Annotated in this window: 14 protein-coding genes; 7 read left to right on the forward strand and 7 right to left on the reverse strand. The window is 69.4% G+C overall.

Translation table 11 applies throughout. The annotated features are described in order from the left end of the window. Window positions 1-32 precede the first annotated feature (32 nt). Entirely contained in the window at window positions 33-944 is a 912-nt protein-coding gene (locus CLV67_RS43265; protein WP_106329426.1) for an NmrA/HSCARG family protein, read from the forward strand. 13 nt (window positions 945-957) lie between these two features. Here CLV67_RS43265 and CLV67_RS43270 read toward each other — a convergent pair whose 3' ends face one another. After that, window positions 958-1,830 (reverse strand): AraC family transcriptional regulator, encoded by an 873-nt coding sequence (locus CLV67_RS43270; protein WP_106329428.1) that lies wholly within the window; start codon window positions 1,828-1,830, stop codon window positions 958-960. Window positions 1,831-1,952: 122 nt separating this feature from the next. Between CLV67_RS43270 and CLV67_RS43275 the strand changes: the two genes are divergently transcribed. Genes CLV67_RS43275 through CLV67_RS43285 form a run of 3 tightly spaced genes read left to right on the forward strand, consistent with a single transcriptional unit; the run spans window position 1,953 to window position 3,945 of the window. After that, the gene (locus tag CLV67_RS43275; RefSeq protein ID WP_106329430.1) at window positions 1,953-2,258 is read left to right on the forward strand and encodes a putative quinol monooxygenase; all 306 of its coding nucleotides are present in this window, start codon (window positions 1,953-1,955) and stop codon (window positions 2,256-2,258) included. Beyond that, window positions 2,258-3,187, forward strand: coding sequence for an alpha/beta hydrolase (locus CLV67_RS43280; protein WP_106329432.1), 930 nt, complete (start codon window positions 2,258-2,260; stop codon window positions 3,185-3,187). Before CLV67_RS43275 ends, CLV67_RS43280 begins: the two co-directional genes overlap by 1 nt. A 2-nt stretch (window positions 3,188-3,189) precedes the next feature. Then, window positions 3,190-3,945, forward strand: a complete 756-nt coding sequence (locus CLV67_RS43285) for an SDR family NAD(P)-dependent oxidoreductase (protein WP_106329434.1) — start codon at window positions 3,190-3,192, stop codon at window positions 3,943-3,945. Between the two features lie 566 nt (window positions 3,946-4,511). Here the strand turns inward: CLV67_RS43285 and CLV67_RS43290 are convergent. Continuing rightward, window positions 4,512-5,291 (reverse strand): S1 family peptidase, encoded by a 780-nt coding sequence (locus CLV67_RS43290; protein ID WP_307833901.1) that lies wholly within the window; start codon window positions 5,289-5,291, stop codon window positions 4,512-4,514. A gap of 392 nt (window positions 5,292-5,683) precedes the next feature. Between CLV67_RS43290 and CLV67_RS53955 the strand changes: the two genes are divergently transcribed. Both CLV67_RS53955 and CLV67_RS43300 read left to right on the forward strand, forming a co-directional pair. After that, window positions 5,684-5,839 carry a PNPOx family protein gene (locus tag CLV67_RS53955; RefSeq protein WP_239166827.1) on the forward strand — a complete coding sequence of 52 codons (156 nt, stop codon included), beginning with the start codon at window positions 5,684-5,686 and terminating at the stop codon, window positions 5,837-5,839. 206 nt (window positions 5,840-6,045) lie between these two features. Further along, window positions 6,046-6,588, forward strand: a complete 543-nt coding sequence (locus tag CLV67_RS43300; protein ID WP_106329438.1) for an RICIN domain-containing protein — start codon at window positions 6,046-6,048, stop codon at window positions 6,586-6,588. A 36-nt stretch (window positions 6,589-6,624) separates the two neighbouring features. Here CLV67_RS43300 and CLV67_RS43305 read toward each other — a convergent pair whose 3' ends face one another. The 5 genes from CLV67_RS43305 to CLV67_RS43325 form a co-directional block, all read right to left on the reverse strand. Next, complete coding sequence (locus CLV67_RS43305; RefSeq protein ID WP_428839499.1) at window positions 6,625-7,305, reverse strand: response regulator; 681 nt, start codon at window positions 7,303-7,305, stop codon at window positions 6,625-6,627. Continuing rightward, window positions 7,302-8,804, reverse strand: a complete 1,503-nt coding sequence (locus CLV67_RS43310; RefSeq protein ID WP_106329442.1) for a sensor histidine kinase — start codon at window positions 8,802-8,804, stop codon at window positions 7,302-7,304. The genes CLV67_RS43305 and CLV67_RS43310 overlap by 4 nt, the downstream gene beginning before the upstream one ends. A gap of 10 nt (window positions 8,805-8,814) precedes the next feature. Beyond that, on the reverse strand, window positions 8,815-9,060 hold the full coding sequence (locus tag CLV67_RS43315) for a hypothetical protein (protein WP_106329444.1): 246 nt from the start codon (window positions 9,058-9,060) through the stop codon (window positions 8,815-8,817). Beyond that, window positions 9,057-9,431, reverse strand: a complete 375-nt coding sequence (locus CLV67_RS43320; RefSeq protein WP_106329446.1) for a hypothetical protein — start codon at window positions 9,429-9,431, stop codon at window positions 9,057-9,059. Before CLV67_RS43320 ends, CLV67_RS43315 begins: the two co-directional genes overlap by 4 nt. A gap of 265 nt (window positions 9,432-9,696) precedes the next feature. Continuing rightward, complete coding sequence (locus tag CLV67_RS43325) at window positions 9,697-12,900, reverse strand: tetratricopeptide repeat protein (protein WP_170154228.1); 3,204 nt, start codon at window positions 12,898-12,900, stop codon at window positions 9,697-9,699. A 253-nt stretch (window positions 12,901-13,153) separates the two neighbouring features. Between CLV67_RS43325 and CLV67_RS43330 the strand changes: the two genes are divergently transcribed. Then, window positions 13,154-13,924, forward strand: a complete 771-nt coding sequence (locus tag CLV67_RS43330; RefSeq protein ID WP_146169528.1) for a CHAT domain-containing protein — start codon at window positions 13,154-13,156, stop codon at window positions 13,922-13,924. Window positions 13,925-14,067: the final 143 nt, after the last annotated feature.

Below are 14,067 nucleotides of genomic sequence, written 5' to 3' on the forward strand. Positions count from 1 at the left end.
CCCGCCGTTTAACGCCGCCAGGAGGTTCCCTCATGTCCGATCCCGTGCTGGTCACCGGCGCCACCGGGCAGCAGGGCGGCGCGACCGCACGCGCACTGCTGGCTCAGGGTGTACCCGTGCGCGCCCTGGTCCGCGATCCGGACAGCGAGAAGGCGCGGGCGATCGCCGCACTCGGCGCGCGCCTCGTGACCGGGGATCTGAAGGAACGCGCGTCGCTGGTGAACGCAGCGGCCGGGGTGCGGGCCATCTACTCCGTGCAGATGGCCGAGGTCGTGAACGGCGCGTTCGACTTCGCCGGGGAGCTGCGGCAGGCCGAGAACCTGATCGCTGCGGCGCGGGCCGCGGGGGTGCCGCAGTTCGTGCACTCCTCGGTGTCCGGGTCCGGGCGACTCGCCTCAGCCCCCGGCTACGACACGGGACGGTGGGCGCCGATGGAGCCCTACTACGCCGCCAAGAACGGCATCGAGCTACGCGTACGCGAAGCGGGCTTCTCGTCGTGGACCTTGATCAAACCGGCCTTCTTCATGGAGAACTTCCTGTTGTCGGCGTCCTATCTGATGCCGCGCGGAGTGGAGGGCGGCATCGCGACCGTCCTCAAGCCGGACACGTGGCTGTCACTGGTCGCGGTGCACGACATCGGCGTGGCGGCCGCCGCGGCCCTCACCGAGCCGGAACGGTTCCACGAGGTGGAACTCGAACTGGCCGGCGACCACCTGCCGATGACGAGGATCGCCGAGGTGCTCGGGCGGGCTCTCGGCGTGCCGCTGACCGCGCCCGACATGACGGAGCGGGAAGCGCTCGACGCCGGCATGCCGCCTTACGCGACCCTGTCGATGGAGCTGATGAACGTGGCCGGTCAACCGGCCCGGCCCGAGTACGCGCGTGCGCTCGGCATCCCGCTGACGCCGTTCGAGCAGTGGGCGCAGAAGCACATGACGCGCTGACAACTGCCGGCCGCTACCGCAGCAGCAGACCGGCATCCCGGCTCGGCGGCGCACCGAACTGACGGCGGTACTCCCGGCTGAACTGTGACGGACTCTCGTAACCGACGTGCCGGCTGACGCCCGTCACGTCGCCGGGGCGGGTGGCCAGCAGGAGCCGGGCCTGCTGCAGCCGGATCTGCTTCTGGAACTGGATCGGGCTCATCGCGGTCACCGACTGGAAGTTACGGTAGAACGCGGACACGCTCATCCCGGCCAGCTGAGCCAGCTCCTCCACCCGGAACGCCGTCGGATAGTGGTCGCGGATCCACCGGACCGCCCGCGCCACGTGCGCCAGGTTGCTGTCGGCGAGGCCCAGCTGGCGGACCGCGGCGCCCTGCTCGCCGGTGATGACCCGCCACAGGATCTCCCGTTTGATCAGCGGCGCCAGCACGGCCGCGTCGCGCGGGTGGTCGAGCAGGCGGACCAGCCGCAGCACCGCGTCGAGCAGTTCGTCGGGCGCGTCGCTGACGGCCAGGCCGGACGGCACCCCGGCGGGCGGCGGGAGGTCGCCGGGACCGGCCTGGAGCAGCAGCTCGGCGACGACGGCCGGGCGCAGGATCAGGCCGAACCCGAGCGCGGGACAGTCGTCGGTGGCGCCGATGAAGTTGCCGGTGACCGGCATGTCGACGGACGCGACCAGGTACTGGCCGGCGGAGTACTCGTACACCCGGCTGCCCAGCGCGAGCCGTTTCGCGCCCTGGGCGATGACGGCCAGCACCGTGCCGGTCATCGACGGCTCCGACACCTCCGGCTCCACGAGCCGCGAGAGCAGCACGTCCTCGATGGCGGTGCTCTGATCGGCGCGCGCGTGCCGGGTGATCAGTTCCCGGAGCTCGACGAGACTCATGCACCGATCCTCTCCAGAATTGGAGTATCAGGCAAGAGCTGACGAGCATCGTTCTAACGTTTTCGCAGCCCGTATTGCTTTCATTGAGTGGTCGAGAGTTCACCCGATGAGAGGAACTGACAATGGCCGCGAACCACGGGTTCCACGCCACGATGACCGCCCTGCCCGGCAAGGGCGCCGAGGTCGTCGAGCTGCTGCTCAACGCGCCGTCCCTGCCTCACCCCGACTGCGTCGTCTTCCTCGTCGGCCGGTCCGCCGCCGACCCGGACACCGTCCACGTCACCGAGGGCTGGACCAGCGAGCAGGCCCACCAGGCGTTCTTCGCCACCGGCCCGGCGCAGGCCCTGGTCGCGGCACTGGAGCCGCTGCTGACCGGCGACTCGAGATACACCGACGAGGTGCCCGTCGGCGGAAAGGCCGTGTTCTGATGCGACCCGCCTACGACCCCGACCTGTCCGATCTGCTGGCCGGCATGCCACCGATGCCGCCACTCGACACCGAAACCCTCGAGCAGATCCGGCCGTACGCCTCCGCGCCCCTGCCCGGCAGCAGTTCCTTCGAGCGGCGCGAGGTCACCTTCCCGGCCCCGGACGGCACCGAGATCCCGCTGACGATCCTGAGCCCCGGCGACGTGACCGCGGCACCGTGCGTCTACTGGATCCACGGCGGCGGCATGGTCATGGGCGACCGCTACTCACAGATCGACATCCCCCTCGAATGGCTCGACCAGCTCGGCACTGTCGTCGTCTCCGTCGACTACCGCCTCGCGCCCGAGGCCGGCGGCACCACCCTGGTCGACGACTGCTACCACGGCCTGGCCTGGGTCGCCGAGCACGCCGCCGAGCTGGGCATCGACCCGCGCCGCATCATCGTGGCGGGCGCCAGCGCCGGTGGCGGCCTCGCGGCCGGGGTGAGCCTGATGGCCCGAGACCGCGCCACCCCGGCGATCGCCGGTCAGGTGCTCATCGGCCCGATGCTCGACCACCGCAACGACAGCCCGTCGAGCCGGCAGTTCTCCGGCGGGCCCGGAGTGTGGACGCGCGAGATGAACGACTTCGGCTGGCGGTCGGTCCTCGGTGACGACGGCACCGTCTCCCCGTACGTCTCCCCCGCCCTCGCCCTTGATCTCGGCGGCTTGCCCGCCACCTACATCGACGCCGGCTCCGCCGAGGTGTTCCGCGACGAGGACGTCGACTACGCGAGGCGCATCTGGGCAGCCGGCGGCCACGCCGAGCTGCACATCTGGGCCGGCGGCTTCCACGGCTTCGACGCGCTGTTCCCCGAGGCGCCGATCTCCTCCACGGCCAGGCGGACCCGCACCGACTGGCTCACCCGACTTCTCAGCGAGGTGCGTTGATCATGAAGGTCGCCATCGTCACCGGCGCCAGCTCCGGCATCGGCCAGAGCGCCGCCATTCAAATCGCCCGGCGCGGCATCGGGGTCATCCTCACCTACCAGGGCAACCGGTCCGGCGCGCTCGACACCGTCGCCGCCATCGAGAAGGAAGGCGGCACCGCGGTCGCGCTGCCGCTGGACCTGGGTCGTTCCGAGACGTTCCCGGCCTTCCGCGACGCCGTGTCCGGTGCGCTGCGCGAGCACTGGCAGCGCGACACCTTCGACCACCTGGTCAACAACGCGGGCGCCAGCCGGATCGCGCCGTTCGAGGAGACCACCGAGGACACCTTCGACACGCTGATGCGGGTGCTGCTCAAGGGGCCGTACTTCCTCACCCAGGCACTGCTGCCGCTGCTGGCCGACGGCGGCGCGATCGTCAACATCACCAGCGGCGCGGCGACCACCGTCACCGAGCCGGGCTATTCGGTGTACGGCGCGATGAAGGGTGGCCTGGTGGTGCTGACCCGCTACCTGGCGAAGGAGCTCAGCGGGCGCGGCATCCGGGTCAACTCCGTCGCGCCGGGCGCCACCCGCACGCGGCTGGCCGACAACGCGTTCGAGCGCTATCCGGAGGTGATTCCGGGACTGGCCGCCAGGACCGCGCTCGGGCGCCTCGGCGAACCCGACGACGTCGGGGCGGCCATCGCCGCGCTGCTCAGCTCCGACATGGCCTGGGTCACCGCGCAGGACATCGAGGTGTCGGGCGGCTACAACCTCTGAGCCGAGCGGCGGAGCCGTTCCGCGCGCGGCGGCCACGAGAATCGACCTATGCCCACCGGGCCGCCGCCCGCCGCCCGCCGCCGCCCGCCGCTGTCCGCCGCCGCTGCCCGCCGTCCGCCGCCGCCGCTATCCGCCGCCGCTGCCCGCCGTCCGCCGCCGCTGTCACCTGGCCTGAGCAGCAGTCCCGGTCACCTGTGTGGTGACCCGCGGCTCGCATACGGGCACAGATCACCACGCAACCTCCAACGGCCGCACGCGTGGCGACCTGCGGCTCACATACGGGCACAGATCACCACACAATCCGCAACGAACGCACGCGTGGCGACCTGCGGCTCACATACGGACACAGATCACCACACAACCCCCAACGGCCGCACGCGTGGCGACCTGCGGCTCACATACGGGCACAGATCACCACACAACCCCCAACGGCCACACGCGTGGCGACCTGCGGCCCACATACGGGCACAGATCACCACACAACCCCCAACGACCACACGCGTGGCGACCCGCGGCTCACATACGGGCGCAGGTCACCACGCTGCGGACTGGGCTGCCCAGGTGAATCAGCCGACGCCGACGGTGTCGCGGATCCAGTCGGCGATGTTGTCGGTGCGCGCGGGGATCTCGACACCGGTGTGCGGGCAGCTCGGCCCGTCACTGACGACCGCCACCAGTTCCGGCGCGTGCCGCTTGGACTCCCGGAAGAAGGGGCCACCGGAGTCGTACGGGCAGGGCGTGGTGTCCGGACGCGGAGCATAGCCACGCACCCCGAGGGTCGAGGCGTCCACCGACTCGACCTGGAGCTGCCCCGTCTGCAAACGAGTCGCCGGAGTCGCATTGGCGCTGGTCAGCGAGCCGTACCCGGTGAGGCGCAGCACGTCGCCGACCTCGGGGGCGTCGTCGCTGACCTTCAGCGGCTTCACGTCGCGGACGGGTCGCGCCAGCTTGGCGAGCGCGACGTCGGCGGTGGCCGACTGGCGTACGGCGACGATCTCCAGGTCATGCCCGCCGGTGCCCGTGGCCAGGTCGGTACGGCCGATCGTCGCCACTGTCGACGCCGCGACCGGACGCTCCACCCGTACACCGTTCTCGTCCCGGAAACAGTGCCCCGCGGTGATCACCCATTGTCGGGCGATGAGCGCGGCCGAACACGCACTGTTGCGGGTGCCGCCGCCGAGCACCGGGATACCGGTCATGGTCAACTTGGTGGAGAACCGGTACCGCCCGTCCTTGACCGGCTCCCCGTTGGCGATGGCGTGCGCCGGCGCGGTGCCGAGCGCGGTGACACCGACCGTGACCACGGCTGTGGCCGCCGCGGCGATCATGGTCTTCCTTCGTGACACAAGTGCCTCCTTAGGATCAAGCGCCATCTATAGCCCATGTCGGCAAATCCGAACCTCATGCCCGTAAGTTGGGTTGATGCTCCGCAACAGATCGATCTTGGAGAGCGCACGCCGATGAAGGCCGTTACGAGCGAGGCGGAACTGCGCGAGATCGCTGGCCACCCGCAGCCGATCATCCGGGACAAGGCCATCACGGTGATCGACGAGCAGACCCGGATGTTCCTTGCCAAGTCGACGTTCTTCCTGCTGGCCACGACCGGCGCGGACGGCAGTGTGGACGTCTCACCGCGCGGCGAGCCGGACGGCGGTGGCGTGGTCGTGCTCGGCCCGAGCACGCTGGCGTTCGCGGACCGGCCGGGCAACAAGCGGACTTCGCCGGCGGCGGCCTCGGCGTGGTCGTCGAGGTCGAGGAGCTGTTCCTGCACTGCACACAGGCCCCGAAACGCGCGGGCCTCTGGGATCCGGAGAAGTGGCCCGACCCGTCGACCGTCCCGACCGCCGGCCAGATCTGGAAAAGCCACCTCACCCACATCGAGGGCCGCCCGTGACGGTCACCTCACTCGGATCCGACCTGGCCGGATAGGTCGACGGGCCGAGTACCCACCCGGCCGGCGGCGCACGCAGCGGCTCCACGCCGACGCGCAGGGGCAATGCTGAGCCGTCTGATCTGGCATGCTCCCGCAATTGCTGTGACATACATCAGGATCACTGGGAGCTGAGAATCTTGCGGAAATTGCTTCACTTCGCTGTCTCGATGGTCGCCGCCGTGACACTGGCCGTGGTGGCCCCCACTGCGGCTCACGCAGCCACCTGGGACGAGCTGCACAGTAATGTCTGGACCCCCGGCACCGACGGGGCTCCGCAGGTGCTGTCGATCCGTGGTGGCGAGGGCGAAGCGGCCGGTGCCGAGGTGATCGCCTGGACGCGGTCGTTCAAGCCCAACGGAGCTCGCGTCGGCGATCAGATGTGGAGCATCGAACCCGCTGGCGACGGCAGCTACTGGATTCGCAACGCGGGAACCTCGAACCAATTCGCGCTGTCGGTGAAGGGCAACGCGCACACGAACGGCACACCGCTCGTCCAGTGGTGGTTCGATCCGATGAACCAGTATCAGCGCTGGGTGCCCGCCCACCGGGAGGACTACCGTGAATGGTGGTTGCGCAACAGGGCGACCGGCAAGTGCCTGGGCATCACAGGCGGTGGCAACGGTCGCGCCGAACTGGGAGCTCGCGCTGTCCTCTGGGACTGCGGCTTCGGCGAGGACCAGGGCTGGTTCCACGACTCCCTGCCCAACTAGGGCAGCACCCGGATCAGCGAAGGCCCCGGTCCGGCATCACTGCCGGACCGGGCCTTCGCCCGGGTTGAGCAGTCCCGCGCGCTGGGCGAGCATCGCGGCCTGGACCCGGTTCTCGCAGTTCAGCTTGGTGAAGACCCGGTACACGTGGGTCTTCACGGTGCCTTCGGAGACGAACAGCTGCTGGCCGATCTCGGCGTTGGACAGCCCCTGCGCCAGCAGGATCAGCACCTCGCGTTCCCGGCCGCTGAGACCTTCGACCAGGGCGAGATCACGATCCGGTCGTACGGCCGACGCCGGCAACCGGTCCAGCACCTGGCGGGTGATCTTCGGGGACAGGTAGGCGTTCCCGGCGGCGGCCGCCCGGATCGCGTACGCCAGCTCCTCGGCGGCCGTCTCCTTGAGCAGGAAACCCGCCGCTCCGCCGGTGAGTGCCTGCGCCACGTAGTCGTCCTGACCGAACGTGGTCAGCACGACGACCCGCACCGCGGGCGCCGTCAGGCGGATCTCCCGCAGCGCGGCCAGGCCGTCCATGACGGGCATCTGGATGTCCAGCAGCGCCACGTCCGGCCGGTGCCGTACGGCTAGCTCCACCGCGGTCCGGCCGTCGGCGGCCTGTGCGACGAGTTCGATGTCGTCGATCGGCCGCAGGATCGCGTCGATGGCGGTCCTGATCAGCGAATCGTCGTCGGCCAGCAGCACCCGCAGCGCCTGCGTCACGACTTCTTCTCCCATTCCTGCTTGTCGACCAGCGTCCCGTCCCGGAAACAGAATCGGTAGATCATCTCACCGTCCTCGACCCGGAGCTGTTCGAGCAGGCCCGCCGGATAGTCCACGCAGCCGGCGGGGGCGCCCGGTTCGGCGACGTCGGCCTCCGGGAGCACGGCGCGCACGGCGGTCTCGGACTGACCGATCCGGATCGCGTCGTAGGTTTCCCGGTCGACGGACACCATGGCGGTCATCAGCCAGGCGCCGGACCCGCACAGCACCAGGAACCCGGCGATGGAGACCGCCGTGGTCGCCAGCACGATCCGGGAGCGGCGGCTGTGGCGCTCGACCACTGACACGAAGTCCGCCCCGTTGGTGGCGACGGCCGGTGGCGGCGGCGGTTCGTCACCGGTGTAGGCGAGGGTGGCGGCCAGACGGAACCCTCCGTCGGGTGTCGGGCCGTGGAAGAGCACGCCGCCCGCGACGCGGACCCGTTCGGTCAGGCCGAGCAGCCCCTGCCCGGAGGTCTCCTGCACGGCGGGCCGGCCGGCCGTGTTGGTCACGCGAGCTATCAGCGCATCTGACTCGTACCGCAGAAGAATCTCGATGGAACCGCCGTGAGCGTGCCGCAGAGCGTTGGTGAGGCCTTCCTGCACGACGCGGTAGGCGGCGTGCTCGGTCATCGCGGGCACGGGACGCGGTTCGCCCTCGCGGACGATCTCCACCCGGGCGCCGGAGGCCCGCGCCTGCTCGGCGAGCTCGTCGAGGCCGGACAGCGGCCGCACCTGCGGCTGGGTGCCGTCCTGCCCGAGCAGTCCGAGGATCTGCCGCAGCTCGGTCATCGCCGACGACGACGCCTGCCGGATGAGGTCGGCCTCGTCGGTGCGCATCATCCCCGCGTACAGGGAGATCAGGGTCAGCCGGTTGCCGAGCGAGTCGTGCAGGTCGCGGGCGATGCGGGCCCGCTCCCGGATCTGCGCCTGGCGGGCGATCTCGGCCTGCCCGCTGTGCAGCTGCACGTTGCGGTGGTGCATGGCGGCGAGCAGGATCCGGCGGCGGCGCACCAGCCGGGCGACGCCGGCCGGTGCGCAGGCCAGGAAGGCGAAGAAGGACGACACCAGGATCGCCCACTCCAGGGTCAGCGACATCTCCCACAGCACCGAGAGCACGAAGCAGATCCAGCCGACCACCAGCCCGGCGACGACCTGCCACGCCCGGGCGGCGCGGTAGCCCAGCGACGCGCTGAGCACCGCGAGCAGCACGAAGCCCTGCCCTCCGGTGCCGAGTCCGACCAGCGCCGCAGCCGCGTACGCGCCGAGCGGGTGGATCAGCCGCAGCAGCATCAGGATCGGTGTGGTGATGCCGACCAGCCAGGGCGCGAGCGGGTACCAGTCCCCCGAGACGGCCGACACCGTGGTGGCCACCGACAGCAGCGTCACCAGGCTGACCTCGTAGATCAGGCGCCAGGCGCCGGCCCCGGCGATCCGCTCACGCCATCGCGCGATGATCATCCGTACCCTTTCAGCGGTTTTCGCGGGCGATCCGGCGGACCGCGTCGTGTGCTTCGAGCAGGCCCGCACCGGTCCGCTCGCGGTAGATCCTGACCGATGCCGTCCAGCCGTCGCGATGCAGAGTGGCGTGCACCTCGGCGCGCACCGCCTCGGGATCTCGTTCGGTCACGGCGCGATGCCCCAGATACTGGGCGGCGATCAGCATGACCAGCCCGGCCCCGCCGAAGACGAGGCCGGCGGCGATCAGCGGGGTCACTTCTCGTCCGGAATGGTCAGGGCGCTCTTCTCGGCGAGCTTGCCGTCGACGAAACACAACCGCCACAGCTCGGGGCCCTCACCCGTGATGGGGCTGATTCCGTAGTAGACGCAGGACGCCCCGGCCGGCGCGCCCTTGCGTCCCGGGTCGTTGCCGTACAGGTCCTTGTCCTCGATGCCGGTCAACGGTGCGGGCAGGGCGGCCAGCACCGTGGCCTGCGGGGTTCCCTCCCGCTGCGCGTCGAACTGTTCGCGGGTGATACTGGCCTTGCTCAGCTCCAGTCCGGTGTCGAACAGCTGGTAGACGGCCCAGCCGAGGCCGCCGCACATGACCGCGAGAACGATCGCGATGACGATTACCACGTTGCGCATTTCGATTCCTCCGTCGTCGTCGTGGCGATGCCATGAGACTGCCGGGAATCGATGCGCGAATCGTCAGCACAACGTCGGAACGCGAACGCCCCACGAGTCAACCGAAGTGATACGCGCCGCGACCGCTGCCACGGGACCGGCAGGCCGCGCATGAATGAAACCGCTGGTCAACACTGTCTTGTCAGCGAGATCGGTCAGCCTGCGAGTGCCGGCATGACTGACCACCCCACGCGCGCCACCAGACACTCTTACCGAAGGCGCGAGGCTAGTTGGCACTCTCAAGAAGAGCGTTTGTCTGCCGTTGTCCGTCGGCAAATGCCTGCGGGTATTGTTCGGCCAACGGCAGGTATATCTCGTGGGCCTGCTGTGCGGCTGCGTGGGCCTCGCGCGGGTCCAGCCCGCCAACGGTCAACACCGTCGCCAGGCGGGACAGTCGAGCGGCCAATTCCGGCAGGTAGTAGGCCGGGTGTTCCCGCGCCAAGGGCTCGCATACCGACACCGCCTCCCGGGCGGTCACCGCTGCGTCCTGATGAGCGCCTCGCCGCGACTCCTGCAGGGCCCGATTCGCCAGTGCATGAGACAGTTCTTCCCGGTCCAGGGACGGATCGTCGTGCTCCAGCGATCGGAAGATGGCGATCGCCTCCGTGATGGCGGTCAGGGCTTCAGCGTCCCGGTCGAGTTCGGCCATCCGTTCGCCGAGGCTGTTCAGCGCCCGGGCAAGCCCTTGACGGTGGTCCGCCTGCTGGAGGTCGTCAAGAGCCCGGTAGGTCGCGACTGCTTCCTCGGTGACGGCGACCGCCTCGTCACGTCGCCCGACTTCGGCGTACCGCACGCCGAGGCCGTAGAGAGAATTCGGCAAGCTGTCCGGGAACGCGTCCTCGCACCGGCGGAACCGCTGCACGGCTTCCTCGGCCGCGGCTACGGCTTCATACCGTCGGCCGATCCGGGCCGACTGCAGGCCCAGTGTGGACAGGGCGCCGGCCAGCCATTCCTCGTACATCGCCGGGTTGGCCTCGGCCAGCGGGCGGAAGATTCCCAAGGCCTCGGCGGTCAGGTCCAAAGCCCGCTTGCGATCACCCGTATTGGACACATTGACGCTCAGGTTGAGCAGGGTTCTGGCGACAGCCGGCCGGTAGGTGCCAGGATCAGTCACGCACAACCGTCGGCGGATCTCCAGGGACTCCTCAGCGAACGGCAGAGCACTCTCCTCCTGGCCGAGCGCACCGAGGTCGATCGCCAGGTTGATGAGCGACGACGCCAGATCCGGCAGGAAGGCGCCAGGGTTCGCCGCCACCAACTGGCGGTCGATGCGCACCGACTCGCGGGCGCAGAACAGGCTTTCGTCTCGCCGGCCAAGCTCCGATAGCACATTGCCGAGGTTGTGCACCGCCACGGACAGACTCGGCAGATACAAGTTCGGATCGGTTTCGGCGAGCGAGCGGTAGATGTCGACGCCCTCCCGCATGAGTGGGAGGGCGTCGCGTGGGCGGGCGAGTTCGTAGAGCCGGGTGCCCAGACCGTCGAGCGAGAAGGCCAAGGCCGCCAGGTGGGCGGTGACGGCCACCCGAGCGTTGAGGTCCCGCAGGATGCGGACCGCTTCTTCGGCGGGCGCGAGCGAGGCGTGCAGCTGCCCGAGGTCCGACAGGTAGATGGAAAGGTGGTGCAGCGAGTTGGCCATCGAGAGGAGGTCCGCCTCCGAGGTGGGGTCGCCGTAGCGACGTTCCAGGGCAATCAGCTCCTCAGCCAGTGCCAACGCCTCCTCGGTGCGGCCCAGATCCGAGAGCGCAATCGCGTCGAGGTGCAGCGCCCGGATCAATGGCCGGCGGAAGTGTTGCGGCGCCGTTTCCGCTAGGCCGCGGTAGATGGCGACGGCCTCCGCCACGCACTGATGCGCCTCGCGGTACAGACCGACCGCCTGTTGCCGAACGCCGAGGGCGGCCAGGAGCCCCGCCCTGGTCTCGTCGTCCTCGGTGTGGGTCAGCTTCGCCCTGGTGACGACCTGCACGACGCGGGCAGCGCCGACATCGAGATCGACGTGCCGGTCAATGGGCAGCAGCGGGAGGATGGCGTCGAGGAGCTCGCTGTCGATACCGTCGATTTCGGCGAGGCGCGCCAGGGCGAAGCCGCCCGCGTCGACGGCGAGCCGTGGGTCGGCCAGCAATATCGGCTGCAGACTGTCGCGGACGTGCGGCCACCGGTGCGCCGCCTCGATCAGTACGCCGAGCACCGGCCGGGTCAGGGCCGCGAAATCGCTCTCCTTGGCCAGGGCGAGCAACCGTTCCGGCGCAGTGCGCGCCCACGGGTCGGGGGCGTAGTCGCCGTGCCCATGGCCGGGTATCCGCAACGCCAGGAAGTCCTCGCCCAGCCGATCCGGGTACAGGGGCTCAAGGCCGAAGCCCGCAGCCGCCGGCGGGTAGCAGCCGGCATGGTCGTCGACGACGGCGAGCACCTCCGGCTCGGCCGCCACGCCCGTGCCAGCGAGGATTCGGCCGGCGAGGGCGCGCGGCTGACGCTGGGTGAGCGTCGCGGTGTGAACCGTGCGAGCCAGCACGGCCGGTGCGGTCGTGAACTGCGCATCATGGTCGTAGCGGCTCTGCCAGTAGTCGTACTCGCGGTTGAGCAGGTACGCCGACAGCCCCACCAGGTCGGCCGGGACTCGTCTACCGTGTGCCAGCGCGTCGACCGCGACGAGCGCCGCCATGTGTACGCTGAGGACGGCCTTGAACTCGTCGCCGTCAAGCCGTTCCGGGAGCTGTATCAAGTTCGCCCGTACGCCGAAGACCCTGGCAAACGCATCGCCGGCCGCCATGAACGCGTCCCTGCGTTGCTCAGGGGAAGCGGCCAATGGTGCCAGATCGACGCTCTCGCCGACGGCTATCTCGGCCTTCGTCAGCCGGTGGCGGATGCCCGGCCACCAGGAGCCGGCCGAGCGGCTGACCAGCAGGACCCGCGCCCGTTGGGGAACGCGCAAGATCGGGTTCTGCAGGAACAGCTGCAGATCATCGACGGGCCAGCGCTCGGCGTACTCGACCACCACGACAAGAGCCGAACCGGTTTTCCCTGGAGCGACCACAGTGGTGGCAGTCGGGTCACTGCTGTGGTGTCCGGCCCAGACCGTCCAGTGGTTCGCGGCCGACGCCAGCGCAAACTGGGCGGCGAGCCGGGTTTTCCCCTGACCGCCAGGACCATGTACGAGCAGTACCGACAGGCCCGGTTCCGGGTCGTCGCGCCACGACGTGAGCCGGGCGAGTTCGTCGCCCCGGCCGGCGAAGGGCACGATCCGGCTTTCCGTGGCCAGTACGCGGCTCGGCTGGAGTCGGGCCTGCGTCGGGTCGACCGGCCTCGGCTCGAGCGCGAACGACTCGAACCGGTACACCGGGTGGCCATTGCGGACGTGGATGTCACCGTTGAGCACGGCGTAGACGGTGCTACCGGGCTCGGCGCGGATCCGCTGCTCGAACTCGCTCACGGGATCACCCGCCGGCATCCTTGCCTGGACACACAGACCTGATCATCTGCGCCGCCGGTACGGCCGGCTCGCAACCCCGGGCCGACGACTGTGGCCTGTATCCCGCCACCGCCGTAGCGCCTCGATGTGCTGTCGATTCATGCGGCAATCCGACTCCTCATCGTCCGCCTGACAGCGGACGTCCAACGGGTTCTGACGGACAGCAGGCTGATAGCTTGGCGACGACAGGCTCGCAGTAGCTGCGGAGGCAAATGTGAGTGATGCCGATCTACCTCAGGGACCGGCGCAACGAGACCTCGTCTCCGAGTCTGTCCAGAACATCATCGCGACGGGCCAAGGCAGCACCGCGTTCGGTGCCATGCACGGCAACATCATCCACCATCCCCAGATCGCCTCACCGCTGAAAACCAACCGCCGAACGGGCGCAGACGACCACCGCATCCGGATTCTCATGCTGGCGGCGAACCCGCAACCGGGCGCCAGGCTGGCCATCGACGAGGAAGCACGGGAGATCACCGAGAAATTGCGGCTCTCGCAGGACCGCGACGACTTCGACCTGATCACCAGGTGGGCGGTGCGGCCAGCTGACCTGCTGCAATCCCTCAACGAACACCGGCCACACATCGTGCACTTCAGCGGACACGGAACGACAACCGGCGAGATCATGCTGGCAGCAGCTGATCGCGGCCCACAACAGGTCAGCCCTGAAGCGCTCGCCGCGGTGTTCCGCGCCACCCCGGACAACACCCGCGTCGTGCTGCTCAACGCCTGCTACTCGGCGGTACAGGCTCAGGCGATCGGCACTTACATCGACTTCATCATCGGCATGCAAGCTCCGATCAACGACCGATCGGCCACCATCTTCGCCGCGGCCTTCTACTCCGCACTGGGCTTCGGCCGATCCCTACGGCAGGCATTCGAGCAGGGTGTCGCCGCACTGATGCTGCACGGGATGCCCGATCATGACGTGCCGCAGCTGCTCATCCGCCACGGAGTCGACCCGGATGAGACATTGATGGCCTGACGTTCGTCCCAATGGCGGTGCGACCTGTCACGCGGTCCTCTCGCGCTCTCTTCAACGACGATGCGCTCCGGAGGGGGCGTTGCTGGTCGCCCGTCCGGACAACATCTGTCCGCGCCTCACCGCCATCGCTGTCCGTCAGTAAC

Origin of the sequence: Actinoplanes italicus (assembly GCF_003001815.1) — a bacterium.
GTDB classification, from domain to species: Bacteria; Actinomycetota; Actinomycetes; order Mycobacteriales; family Micromonosporaceae; genus Actinoplanes; species Actinoplanes italicus.